The following is a 12,571-nucleotide window of genomic DNA, read 5'->3' as shown; positions in this document are numbered from 1 at the left end:
GCACCCGCATCCGCGCACTGGTCGCTCCGAGCTACCGCCGGGTGACCAGCAGGCTCTCGTACTCCCGGTCCGGGAGGACGACCAGGACCTCTCCGTTGATACGGACCCGGCGCGGTGCCGGCCTCCTGATCATGTTCGACCCCCATCGGTCACGGCCGTCACCCGCGCCCCACGACGGTCCCGGGAGGGCACGAGCCGCGGGGGGCGCGGCAATCGTGCCGCGCCCGCCCGGACCTCACGCCGATTGTCAGCCGGCGAACTCCGCGCGCAGCAGGCGGGCGGCGGCGACCAGGCTGTCCAGGGAGGCGCGGGTCTCCGGCCAGCTGCGGGTCTTCAGGCCGCAGTCGGGGTTGACCCAGAGTCGCTCCGCCGGGATCGCGGCCAGGCCGGCGCGCAGCAGCGCGACGGCTTCGTCGGTGCTCGGGACGCGCGGGGAGTGGATGTCCCAGACGCCGGGGCCGACCTCGCGCGGGTAGCCGGCCTCGGCGAGCTCCCCGGCCACCTCCATGTGGGAGCGGGTGGCCTCCAGGGAGATGACGTCCGCGTCGAGATCCTCGATCGCGGTCATGATCGCGCCGAACTCGGCGTAGCACATGTGGGTGTGAATCTGGGTGTCGGCCCGGACCCCGGAGGTCGCGAGGCGGAAGGCCCCTGTGGCCCAGTCCAGGTAGGCCGGGCGGTCGGCCGCCCGCAGCGGCAGGGTCTCGCGTAGGGCCGGCTCGTCGACCTGGACGACGGCGGCGCCCGCGGCCTCCAGGTCGGTGACCTCGTCGCGCAGGGCGAGGGCGACCTGGCGGGCGGTGTCGGCGAGCGGCTGGTCGTCGCGGACGAAGGACCAGGCGAGCATGGTGACCGGGCCGGTGAGCATGCCCTTGACCGGGCGGTCGGTGAGGCCCTGCGCGTAGCGGAACCAATCGACGGTCATCGGGTGCGGGCGGGAGATGTCCCCGGCGAGGACCGGCGGGCGCACGTAGCGGGTGCCGTAGGACTGCACCCAGCCGTGCCGGGTGGCGAGGTAGCCGGTGAGCTGTTCGGCGAAGTACTGGACCATGTCGTTGCGTTCGGGCTCGCCGTGCACCAGGACGTCCAGGCCGGCCTTCTCCTGGTAGGCGATGACCTCGCGGATCTCGGCTTCCATCCGCTCCCGGTAGCCGGCCGCGTCGATCCGTCCTGCCGTCAGATCGGCTCGGGCGAGACGCAGCTCGGTGGTCTGCGGGAAGGAACCGATGGTGGTGGTGGGCAGCAGCGGCAGACCGAGCCGGGCACGCTGGGCCTCGGCCCGGACGGGGTAGGGCTGGGCACGGCGGGTGTCGGCCGCGGTGACGGCGGCGGCCCGGGCGCGGACGGCGGGGTCGTGGGTGATCGGCGAGTTGGCGCGGGAGGCGAGGTCGGCGCGGTTGGCGGCGAGTTCGGCGGTGATCGCGCCGGTGCCCTCGCGCAGGCCGCGGGCGAGCAGGGCCGCCTCAGCGGCCTTCTGTTTGGCGAACGTGAGCCAGCGGGCGATCTGCGGGTCGATGTCGCGCTCGGTGGTGGCGTCGATGGGCACGTGCAGCAGCGAGCAGGAGGGCGCGACGTCGACCCGGTCGGCGAGGCCGAGCAGGGTGGCCAGGGTGGCGAGCGACTTCTCCAGGTCGTTGATCCAGATGTTGCGCCCGTCGATCACCCCGGCGACCAGCCGCTTGCCGGGCAGGCCGCCGGCGGCGGCGAGGTCGGCCAGGTTGGCGGCGGCGGGGCCGGTGAAGTCCAGAGCCAGGCCCTCGACCGGGGCCTTGGCCAGGGCCGGCAGGGCGTCCCCGAGGCGGTCGAAGTAGCTCGCGACCAGGAGCTTCGGCCGCTCGGTGAGGGCGCCGAGGTCGCGGTAGGCGCGGGCGGCGGTGTTCAGTTCGGCCGGGGTGCGGTCCTGCACCAGGGCCGGCTCGTCCAGCTGGACCCACTCCGCCCCGGCCGCCTTCAGGGCGGCCAGCAGCTGGGCGTAGACGGGCAGCAGCCGGTCCAGCAGGGTGATCGGCTGGAAGTCGGCGGCCACGCCGGGCGCCGGCTTGGCGAGCAGCAGGTAGGTGACCGGCCCGACCAGCACCGGCCGGGCCTCGTGGCCGAGCGCCAGCGCCTCGGCCAGTTCGCCGACGGCCTTGGCCGGGTTCGCCGCGAAGACGGTGTCCGGCCCCAACTCGGGCACCAAATAGTGGTAGTTGGTGTCGAACCACTTCGTCATCTCCAGCGGCGCGACGTCCTGGGTGCCGCGCGCCATGGCGAAGTAGCCGTCCAGCGCGTCGGCCTCGACCGCGTCCCGGTGCCGGGCCGGGATCGCGCCGACGGCCACGGTGGTGTCCAGCACGTGGTCGTAGAGCGAGAAGTCACCGGTCGGGACCTCCTCGATGCCGGAGTCGGCGAGCTGCTGCCAGTTCCCCCGGCGCAGATCGGCGGCCGTGGCCAGCAGTGCTCCGGCGGTGACCGCGCCCTTCCAGTACCCCTCGATCGCCTTCTTCAGTTCCCTGTTGCGGCCCTGACGGGGGTAGCCGTACACGGTCGCCGCGGCTGCGGACTTCGCTGTCAAGGGACTCTCCTTCGCGAGCCTGATTCCTGATCCCGGGACGGGACGAAGGCGCGAAGGGGTGACGAACCGGGCGACTGCCCGCACGCATGTGCGGCTCCGCCTGGTGTGGTCGCCGACCCGCCCTCGAGGTCACCGGATTGCCGCGCGCGAACGGTCGCGCACGGGCAGTGGCAGGTCTTCGGACTCGCGGGCACACCCACCCTGGTTCCAGGGCGGACACCTACTGGCCGTCGCTTCCCGGACCCGACCCGGGTCCAGTGCGTATGACGGCGGTCGTTCCCGCTCACCGCTGCGGGGCAGTCCCGGACTGGCCAGTTGAAAGGCGTCACCGGGTTCCCTCTTACGACGCCCTGCCTGGCGGACAGGGCGAACCAGCTGCACGGCCAGCTTAGGGGCAGGACGGTGGGAGCTGAACAGCGAATCACTCAAGTTGTCCGGATGCTGAGACGGTGTCGACGGCAGGACCGGACGGAGGGTCCGTGGCATGAGGTAGCGCCTCGCGGATGCCGGCGAGCAGTTCGGGCAGGCCCCGTCCAGGGCAAAGCTGTTTCTCCAGGGTGGTGAATCCTTCGGAATCAGGAGGGCGCCGCTCGGGTTGGCCATGCGGCGTGTTCTTGCGCGGGTGGGGCGTTGGAGCCGTCCGCAGCCTCGAAGCGCACCGTCGGTTCGAAGTTGGCTCGGTGGCCGGCGCGGCGGAAGACGGTGAGCACGGACGGCCCGACGACGAGCACGGCGGTGAAGGTGGTGACGGCACGGCCGGTGTCCCAGCCGAGCGAGGTGGCGAGGTCGAAGAGCAGGTAGCGGTGCCACTGCTCGGTGAAGGGCAAGCCCGGGAGGTAGGCGATAGAGCTGTTCGGGTCGGTCGAGAACGGCCAGAAGGACAGGTTCAGCAGGAAGCCGAACAGGTACCCGGAGAACGCGCCGTAGGCAGCCAGCATCGGCACTTCCCAGCGGCGGCGGACGCGCGGCAGGAGCCCTGCCAGCATGCCGACGAAGGCGCAGCCGAACATCTGGTAGGGCATCCAGGGGCCGACACCGCCGGTGAGCAGGGCGGAGGCGAAGAGCGAGGTGCAGCCGAGGGTGAAGCCGAAGCCGGGGCCGAAGACGCGGCCGGCAAGGACGAGGATGAAGAAGACGGTCTCCACCCCGGCCGTTCCGGCGCCGAGCGGGCGCAGGCCGGCGTTGACGGCGGACAGCACACCGAGCATGGCGAGCGCCTTGGCGTCGATGCCGCCGGCCGAGATCTCCGCGATGACGACGGCGAGCACCAGGACGAGCAGCGCGCCGAAGATCAGGGGCGGGGCGTAGGAGGAGCCGAACTTCCCTGGGGCGACGACGAACGGCCAGGTGAAGGCGGTCAGGCCGACGAAGGCGGCCAGGGCGACGATGACGCGGGCCCGGCCGGGGATGCGGACGGCGGTCATCGGGCGGCCTCCGCCATCACGAGGGCCTCGGCCACCTGCCGGGTTGTCAGGTAGTCCAGTGGGGCGAGGATCTTGGCGGTCTGCGGGGCGAAGGTGGGCGAGGCGACGATGACCTCGGCGGTGGGGCCGTCCGCGACGACCTCGCCCTCGGCCATCACGACCACGCGGTCGGCGGCGGAAGCGACGAACTCGACGTCGTGGGTGGAGACCACGACCGTACGGCCTTCGGCGGCGAGGGCGTCCACGATGCCGGTGAGTGCTTCCTTTGCATGGTAGTCGAGCCCTCGGGTGGGTTCGTCCAGCAGCACGACCCTTGGTGCGGCGGCCAGTTGGATCGCCAGGACGAGCGCCAGTTTCTGCCCCTCGGAGAGGTCCCGGGGGTGGGTGTCGTCGGGGATCCCGGGGGCCAGGCGGTCGAGGATCTGCCGCGCGGTCGGCCCGGCGGCACGGCGGGCCTCCAGGTCGCTCTGGGCGAGCTCCTGGGCGACCGTCTCCAGGTACAGCAGGTCGGTGGGGGTCTGCGGGACCAGCCCGACCAGTTGCCGGGCCTGAGCCGCGGAAAGGCGCTTGGGGTCTTTGGCCGGGCCGCCGTCGGCCCCGGTGACCTTCACGCTGCCGCCGTGGCGGGGGCCGGAGCCCTGGAGGGCCCACAGCAGTGAGGACTTGCCGGAGCCGTTGCGGCCCATCAGCGCGGTGACCTCCCCGGCGCGCAACGCCAGGTCGGCCTCCCGGACGGCGGCCACCGGACCGTACCGGACGACCACCCCCCGGGCGTCCAGTACCCGTTCCGCCGCCGCGGCTGCCCGGCGCGGCGGCGGAACGGGCGTGACGGTGAGCCGCTCGCGCAGCGGCGCGGCGGCGCGGCGGGCGTCTCGTACGGACAGCGGCAGCGGCTCCCATCCGGCAAGGCGGCCGAGTTCGACGACGGGCGGTGCGATCGTGGTGGTCCGGAAGACCTCGGCGGGCGGCCCGTGCACGACGGTGCCGTCGCCGGGCAGGTAGGCGATCCGGTCGGCGTACTGGACGACCCGCTCCAGGCGGTGCTCGGCCAGCAGGACGGTCACGCCGAGGTCGTGGACGAGCCGGGTGATCGCGGCCAGCACCTCCTCGGCGGCGGTCGGGTCGAGCGCGGAGGTCGGCTCGTCCAGGACCAGGACGCGGGGATGCGCAGTGAGCACCGAGCCGATGGCGACGCGCTGCTGCTGGCCGCCGGAGAGCTCGTACAGGGCGCGGTGGCGCAGGTCGGCCAGGCCGAGCAGGTCGAGGGTCTCCTCGACGCGCTTGCGCATGACGTCCGGCGGGATGGCCAACTGCTCCATGACGTAGGCCAGTTCCTCCTCCACCGTGTCGGTGGTGAAGCCGGCCAGTGGGTCCTGGCCCACCACGCCGACCACGTCGGCGAGTTCGCGCGGCGGGTGGTGGGCGGTGTCCCTGCCGTCCACGGTGACCCGGCCGCGCAGGGTGCCGCCCGTGAAGTGCGGCACCAGGCCGTTGACGGCGCCGAGCAGGGTGGACTTGCCGGCGCCGGTGCGGCCGACCACCAGGCAGAGCTCGCCCTCCGGGATGTACAGGTCGACGTCGCACAGGACGGGCGTGGTCTCGCCGTCGTACACCACACTGACCTGGTCGAATCGGATCACGTGCTCACCTCGGAGGTCGTGCGGTCGGTGCGGGTGTCGCGGGTGTCGCTGGTCCTGAGGGGGCGCCAACGGGTATGGGCGTACGGCCCGGTGTCGGGGAGACGATCCCGGCGGCGCCCGCGAGCAGCAGGGCGAGCACCGGGACGAGCGGCAGCGTCGGCCAGGTCAGCGGGTAAAGGGAGGGGCTGAGGTCGGTGGCGTCGTAGCCGACGGTGGCGAACAGCAGGACGGCGGCGGTCACCCCGCAGCCGGCGACCGCCCACTCGGCGGCCCGCCAGCGGTCCGGCCGGTAGGTGGTGCGCCGCACCCGCCGCCCGCCGAGCAGCAGACCCGCCACGCAGAGGGCGGCACCCGCCACGAAGGCGGGCAGGCCGAGCGCGGCGGGGGCCGTTCCGTCCAGCAGCCCGTACACCCCGGCGCACAGGCCGCACATGCCGAGTAGCATCAGCGCACCGGTGAGCCGGCGGGAACGCCGGGAGGCGGTGCCGGAGCGCCCGTAGCCGCGCGAGTCCATCGCGGCGGCCAGGCTGAGTGAGCGTTCCAGCGCGTCCTCCAGCACCGGCACGACGATGCCGCGCAACGCGCGTATGCCCTTGCGCTGTCCGGCGCGCAACCGCCGTGCCCGGGCCACGCGTTGGACGCTCTGCACCAGCTGTGGCGCGACGCTCAGTGACACCGTGACGGCGACGCCGAGCTCGTACAGCGCGCCCGGTAGGACGCGAAGGGCCCGCTTGGGGTTGGCCAGGGTGTTCGCCGCGCCGATGCAGCAGATCAGGCACGCCAGCCGCAGCCCGTCGAAGGCCGCCGAGAGCGTGGCCTCCAGCGAGACGGGGCCACCTATCTGAATGCCCGCGTACCAGGCGGGCGTGGGGATGTGCGGCAGCGAGAAGAGCAGGTGGTCATGCGGGGTGACGCCGGTGGCGAAGACGCACCGGAAGGCCACCCGAATCGCCACCACTGTCAGGGCCACCCACAGGTAGTAGGTGAACCCGCGCGCCCACGGGGCTTCGCTGCGGCGGGCGGTGACCACGTAGCCGAGCACGGCGAGGACGAGCAGGAGCAGCAGCGGGTTGGTGGTGCGGCTGGCCGCCGTCGCCAGCGCCAGCGCCCACGTCCACCAAGCCAGCGGGTGCAGGTTCCGTGGACTGCGCCGGCCCCCCGCGCCCAGGCCGGGGACGCGCTGCGGGGAGGCCGTGTCGCGCTTGTCGAGCAGGGTCACCGGATCACTCGGCCCGTCGGCGGCGCTGTCGCGCGGCGACCAGGGTGGCCACACCGAGCACCACGACGAGGACGGTTCCGAGTACGGCGGGGATCACCGATCCGCTCTCGTGCGGGGCGTCGGCAGCCGGGGCCGCGTCCACCACTGTCGGGCCGGCTGCGTTCGCGGAGGACGGGTCCCCGGTAGCCGTGGGTGTCGCGCCGCCGGTGTCGGTGGCGGACGGGCTGTCAGTGGGCTGCGCGGGAGGCGTCTCGGCGGGGGCGGTCGGTTCGGCGGGGACGCCGGGGGCCGGGGCGGGTGGTGCGGGTGCCTCGGCCGACGGGCTCACGGGCGCGCTGCGACCGCCCGTGCCGCTGGCGGGCCCGCTTGTGCCGCCGCCCGCAGGCGGCTGCTTCACCTCATGGGACGTACCGGCGGCGCTCCCGCCGGAGGAGCCGGCACCTCCGGAGGTGCCGCCGCTCGCCCCGCCGTTCATAGTGCCGGAGGACCCGCCGGCCGGCGGCCGGGGTGGCTCGGGGTCGGAGGCCGAGCCACCCGGGGTGGTGTTGTGCGCGCGCAGGCTGTCCGGCGAGAAGGCCGGACGTCCCTCAGTGCCTTCGATGTTGGTGCCGCCGAAGGTCCACAGGTCCACGCTGCCGGGCTTCGGCTGGTAGCTCATCGCGCCGAGCTGGCTGTACGACCAGTCGTTCTGCCCGGGGTCGGCGTGCCAGTACGACCAGTAGGCGGTGGCCGGGGGCGTCAGGACGCACTTGTCCTGGTCCGGGGTCGGATACTGCTTGCCGCTCTGGAAGCCGCTGTAGCCGATCCGGCAGATGAACGCCGGGCCGTCGTGCCCGGTGCCGGCAGTCTTCCAGCCGCCCTGGTTGAGCAGGGCGTAGCCGGTGGTCGGGGTGGTCCCGCAGGAGCGCAGCAGCGGGCCGCCCCACTTCCCGAAGTCCACCGCGAGTACGACCCCGGAGGTCGTGGTGCACTGATCCATCGGCAACGGCGCCGCAACAGCCGGGGCTGCGCCCACGGCGACGCCGCCGAAGGCGAGGGCGAGGGTCACCGCCGCCGCCCCGGACAGCCGACCGAGCCGGCTGCCGAGCCCCCGGCTCACCGGTGCCGCCCCGGGGTGGCCGCGGTGCGGCGGCGGGCGACCAGGACGGCCACTGCGCCGAGGGCGGTCAGCAGACCGGCGCCCGCGGTCAGGGCCAGGGCCGGGGTGCCGGTGCTGGCCAGATTGCCGGAACCGGTCCGCGCCGCCACGCCCTCGGCGGGGGCACCGCCGCCTCCGGCCGGGGCATCGATGCCGCCGGCCGGCCAGGTGGTCGGGCCGCCGCTGGTCACGGGAGCGGCGGCGGACGAAGTGGATCCGGTGGGGGTGGGCGAGCCCGTCGGGCTCGGCGTGCCGGTGGGAGTCCCCGACGGCGTCCCCGTGGGGCTTCCAGTCGGCGTGCCGGTCGGAGTCGACGTCGGCGTGCCGGTGGGGCTCCCCGTCGGCGTGCCGGTCGGAGTCGACGTCGGCGTGCCAGTAGGGCTCCCGGTCGGCGTGCCCGTCGGGGTCGGCGTGCCGCCGAGGTTCCGGGACAGCGTGCCGAAGGAGATCCCGGTGGCACCGCCGATCACCTGCGTGGACGCGCGGACGTCCGAGCCTCGCTGCCCGGCGGAGGCGACGTTGAAGCCCCCGTCGCCGTTCTGCTGGCCGGCGAGGAAGTCGAGCGCCTTGGCGATCTGCCCGCCGTAGGTGGCCTTGCGCAGCGTCATGCCCTGGACTGCGAGCGCGGCCGAGTTGGTGGAGTCGCCGGCCGCACCGGGGAAGCCGCCGTCGGGCAGCTGCCGAGCGGCGAGCCAGCCGAGCCCCTTGTCGACCGCCTGCGCCGCCTCGTCCCCGGGCACGAGGGCCAGGGTCATGACGGCCATGGCCGTGCTGTCCACGTCGGAGTCGCCGGCAGCGGGGATGAGGCTCGGCCAGGAGCCGTCCGCGTGCTGGAGGCGCTTCAGGTACGTGATCGGAGCGGCGGCGTTCGCCGCGTCGTCGGCGCGCAGCTGCGCCAGGATGCCGAGCGCCTGGGAGAACACCGAGGTGGCGTAGGTGTAGTTGCCCGCGTCCGCGCAGCCGGTGTTCTGGTCGGCCTTGGCGCAGACGGTCTGGTCCAGGGCGGCGATCAGGTCGTGGCCGCCGAAGGCCCGCGGGTTTCGGCCGGCGATCTCGGCGAGCAGCGCCTCCTTGCCGATCGAACCGCCGCCCGCGTACTCGGTGCCGATGGCGGTCCAGTCGTTGACGGTCCGCTCGTTGGGGTCCTTGCCCTGCTGGTCCAGGAAGTCGACGATCTTGCGTAGCGCCGCGTCGTCGGTGCCGGTAGCAGCGAGGGCGTACGCTCCGTCGATCGTGAGGCCGAAGTCGGCGAAGCCCGGGAAGCCCTCGTAGTAGCGGCCGTCGATGAGCCGGGCCGGGTCGGTGAGGTACGCACCGGCCTTGACCGCGTCGGGGGCCCTTCCGGCGGGCGGATTCGGTGGGCCGGCGGCCGCGGCCCCGGGGTTGCCGATCAGGACCGTGCCGCAGACTGCGACCGCGACGGCCCCGACCAGGGACGCGACGTGCCGGCTTCTGTGACGTGTGTTACCGCTGCTGACCCTCACGAAGACTCCCTGGTCGGTCGACGCAGGAGGCCACGGCGCAGCCGACGGTCACTCTCGGCAAGGACCGTTCTGACTGCGTCGTAGTCCGCGACGACGCACGTGCTGTGTGAACAGGCCCTCGGTTCAGGCATTCCGGCTCACCCACACGAGGTGGGTCCACGGTTGCGGGTCAGCGCCGGAGTTGGACCGGCTTCCCCTGAATGCCGAGGGCTACAAACGTTTCATCAGATCACGGCGCCTGAGGACGAGTCAACGATCCGTCAGGCCAATTGGCTCACCGCTCGGATGGCGGAGATCCATACCGCTTGAGCCCCGTGATCCGCTGCCCCTTCCCCGCGCGGGGAAGGGGCCGAGGCACGCGTGCGCTTCCGAACGTCAGGGCGCCGTGATGCCCGGCTGAGCGCCGGCGCCGAAGGACCAGCCCTCGACGTCGCCGGGAGCCGGGTTGTAGCTGCCCGCGCCCAGATTGCTGTACGACCAGGCACCGCCGTGCTGGGCGTGCCAGTACGACCAGTAGGCGTTGCCCGTGGGGTTGGTGCAGGTGGCGGGCAGTGCGTTGATCTTGCAGACGAAGCCCGGGAAGCGCGGGTGGAAGGCGTACGAGAACCCGGCGCCGGTGAGCGCGGCGAGCCCGCTGGCGGGGTCGCCGGGCGCGCAGCCGGTCTCGATGCCGCCGCCGACAGCGGTGAAGTCGACCACGACGGTGACGCCGGTGGTTCCGCTGCAGGCCGCCGCTTGGGCCTGCGGGGCGTGCACGGCGGAGACGCCGAGCAGGCTCGCGGTGAGGGCCGCCGCGGCGGCGATCGACCCGAGCATCCGGCGAACGGGGCGGGCCGGCGTGGGGGTGTCGGTCATCGGAACTCTCCTCGCGGAATCAGTGGTTCACCGTCTCAGCGGGTGGCCGGGGCCGGGCAGGCCAGGGTGGGCGCGTCCGGGCGTGCCCCGGCGGAAGACAGGGTGGCCAGCGGGGCGCCCGCCAGGCCGAGCACGGCCTGCGCGGTGGCCCGGGCACCGTTGCCCGCGTTGAAGCCGGACGCGTCGTAGGCGACGGCGCCGCGGACCGCCGGGTCGGCGGAGCAGCCCTGCTGGAACTTCACCAGCCGGCTCCAGCCCTTGAGACCGGTGCTGTAACGCCCGCCGGAGAGCAGCGCCTGGGTGGCCAGGCCGGTGGTGTTGGCGTTGGAGGCGGTTGCCCCGGAGGCCGCGAACCCGCCGTCGGCGTTCTGGTGCGCGACGAGCCAGCCGAGGCCCCCGTTCGCCTTGGCGGCACGGCCAGTGGCGGCGAGCGCCTGGGCGGCCAGCGCGGTGGCGTCCGGGTCGCTGGCACAGGTCGCCTGGCCGAAGGAGACCGGGTAGCCGCCGTCCGCGCACTGGCTGTTCGCCAGGAAGTCGACGGCCGCGTCGGGGGCGCCGCCGGGGGTGCGGTGCAGGGCGATCAGGGCGAGGGACTGGCCGAAGGCGTTGCTGTAGTCGCCCCACTGCGAGCGGTCGGAGAACCGTCCTTCGGCGGTCTGCAGAGAGCGCAGCCGGGCCGGCAGGTCGACGCCACCGAAGCCTGCCGGGTTCCCGCCGCGCACCTCGACGGCGAGCAGTAGCTTCGCGGTGGCGCCCGCGTAGGCCTCGGTGGTGCCGTCGCCGAGGTAGCCGGAGACGATCTCGGGCTTCGCCAGCCAGGCGGTGGCCTTCGCGGCGGCCTCGTCGGAGCTGTGCGAGGCGGCGAAGGCCAGCACGGCGTCGATGGTCAGACCCTGGTCGGGGTAGGCGGTGCCGTTGAAGACGGACTCGAAGTGGTCGCCGTCCACGAGCTGGCGGGCCAGCCAGCCGGCGGCGGCGGCATCGGGACGAACGGTCCGGGAGGACGTCGTGTCAGCGTGGGCGGCGGTGGCCACCGGGAGCGCGGTGGCGAGCGCGAGGGCGGGTATCGCGAGCAGACCGAGGGTGCGGCGGAGCGGGGGCATGGGTGCCTTTCCGGGCCTGGATGCAGGGGCCCGAAGGACGTCGGCAACGCGCCGGGCAGCCCTCGGAGCTCCGGCCCGCAGACCACGACGGGAGGAGGGGACGACACATCCCCGCCGACGGGTACTCGGGCTCGCCGTCGACGCGGGGGGCGGCGGCCTACCGTTGCGGGTCAGCGCCGGATTCGAACCGGACTTCCCCCGTTGGCGGAGTCACAACGTGACGGCTCATCATGGCGAAACGGAAAAGATCGGGTCAAGGGATCGTGCGTCACATCACGGTGACGCGGGTGGATTCCTGGGCGCGCGCCGGTCCGCCGGTCGGGGAACGTCCGGTCGGAGGGCAGAATGCCTCCCATGCGGCACATCTTCGTCATCGGCATCGGTGCGGGCGAGCCCGACCACCTCACCCTGCAGGCCGTCAAGGCGCTCGCCCGCACGGACGTCTTCTTCATCCTCGACAAGAGCGAGGAACGGCAGGACCTGATCCGGCTGCGTCGACGGATCCTCGTCGAGCACGGCCGGGCCGAGCACCGCGTGGTCGAGGCGCCGGACGCGGAGCGGGACCGCAGCACCCCCGCGTACGCGGCCGCCGTCGACGACTGGCGGGTCCGCCGCGCTGACCTGGTCGAACGGCTCGTCGCCGAGCACCTCGGCGAGGACGAGACGGGGGCGTTCCTGGTCTGGGGCGACCCAAGCCTGTACGACAGCGTCATCGCCGTCGTGGACGACGTCCTGGCCCGCGGCACCGTCGGGTTCGAGTTCGAGGTGATCCCGGGCATCAGCAGCGTCTCCGCGCTCGCCGCCCGTCACCGCACCACACTGACCCGGGTCGGCCGCCCGGTGCAGATCACCACCGGCCGACGTCTGGCCGAGGGCTGTCCCGAGGGCGTGGACGACGTGGTGGTGATGCTGGACGGCCGGGCCGCCTTCACGGAGATCGACCCCGAGGGGCTGGAGATCCGGTACGGCGCCTACCTCGGCACCCCCGACGAGATCCTCGTCGCCGGCCGCTCGCCGAGGCCGCCCCGAGGATCCGCGAGCTGCGCGAGCAGGCCCGCGAACGCAAGGGCTGGATCATGGACACCTACCTGCTGCGGCGGGCCGAGAGCTGACCGTCGGCGCGCTGCCCCGGAGGAGGGGCGGCGCACTGCCCG

Annotated in this window: 7 protein-coding genes, 2 pseudogenes and 3 riboswitches; of the genes and pseudogenes, 1 reads left to right on the top strand and 8 read right to left on the bottom strand. The window is 73.6% G+C overall.

Annotation, left to right across the window (positions count from 1 at the left end):
- Positions 1-247 precede the first annotated feature (247 nt).
- The 8 genes and pseudogenes from metE to ACIQI7_RS15260 all read right to left on the bottom strand — a co-directional run bounded on the left by metE (position 248) and on the right by ACIQI7_RS15260 (position 11,417).
- A complete protein-coding gene (metE, locus tag ACIQI7_RS15295; protein ID WP_401109459.1) occupies positions 248-2,554 on the bottom strand; it encodes a 5-methyltetrahydropteroyltriglutamate--homocysteine S-methyltransferase in 2,307 nt (768 codons plus the stop codon).
- Positions 2,555-2,705: 151 nt separating this feature from the next.
- Positions 2,706-2,945, bottom strand: a riboswitch (cobalamin riboswitch).
- A 184-nt stretch (positions 2,946-3,129) separates the two neighbouring features.
- Positions 3,130-3,978, bottom strand: coding sequence for an ECF transporter S component (locus ACIQI7_RS15290; RefSeq protein ID WP_401109457.1), 849 nt, complete (start codon positions 3,976-3,978; stop codon positions 3,130-3,132).
- Entirely contained in the window at positions 3,975-5,618 is a 1,644-nt protein-coding gene (locus ACIQI7_RS15285) for an ABC transporter ATP-binding protein (RefSeq protein WP_401109456.1), read from the bottom strand. The genes ACIQI7_RS15290 and ACIQI7_RS15285 overlap by 4 nt, the downstream gene beginning before the upstream one ends.
- Positions 5,619-5,622: 4 nt before the next feature.
- Complete coding sequence (locus ACIQI7_RS15280) at positions 5,623-6,831, bottom strand: CbiQ family ECF transporter T component (protein WP_401109743.1); 1,209 nt, start codon at positions 6,829-6,831, stop codon at positions 5,623-5,625.
- Between the two features lie 10 nt (positions 6,832-6,841).
- Complete coding sequence (locus tag ACIQI7_RS15275; RefSeq protein ID WP_401109454.1) at positions 6,842-7,936, bottom strand: hypothetical protein; 1,095 nt, start codon at positions 7,934-7,936, stop codon at positions 6,842-6,844.
- Positions 7,933-9,339, bottom strand: a pseudogene (locus tag ACIQI7_RS15270) (prenyltransferase/squalene oxidase repeat-containing protein); the annotation flags it as partial. The gene ACIQI7_RS15275 and the pseudogene ACIQI7_RS15270, both read right to left, overlap by 4 nt.
- 226 nt (positions 9,340-9,565) lie before the next feature.
- Positions 9,566-9,692, bottom strand: a riboswitch (cobalamin riboswitch).
- A 142-nt stretch (positions 9,693-9,834) separates the two neighbouring features.
- On the bottom strand, positions 9,835-10,314 hold the full coding sequence (locus ACIQI7_RS15265) for a flagellar hook-length control protein FliK (RefSeq protein ID WP_401109451.1): 480 nt from the start codon (positions 10,312-10,314) through the stop codon (positions 9,835-9,837).
- Between the two features lie 35 nt (positions 10,315-10,349).
- Complete coding sequence (locus ACIQI7_RS15260; RefSeq protein WP_401109449.1) at positions 10,350-11,417, bottom strand: prenyltransferase/squalene oxidase repeat-containing protein; 1,068 nt, start codon at positions 11,415-11,417, stop codon at positions 10,350-10,352.
- Between the two features lie 98 nt (positions 11,418-11,515).
- Positions 11,516-11,657, bottom strand: a riboswitch (cobalamin riboswitch).
- A 114-nt stretch (positions 11,658-11,771) separates the two neighbouring features.
- Between ACIQI7_RS15260 and cobF the strand changes: the two are divergent.
- Positions 11,772-12,529, top strand: a pseudogene (cobF, locus tag ACIQI7_RS15255) (precorrin-6A synthase (deacetylating)).
- Positions 12,530-12,571 lie beyond the last annotated feature (42 nt).

Origin of the sequence: Kitasatospora sp. NPDC092039 (genome assembly GCF_044756065.1) — a bacterium.
Taxonomy (GTDB): Bacteria; Actinomycetota; Actinomycetes; order Streptomycetales; family Streptomycetaceae; genus Kitasatospora.
The sequence above is the reverse complement of the archived record's forward strand: the minus strand, read 5'-3'. Positions and strand labels throughout refer to the sequence as shown.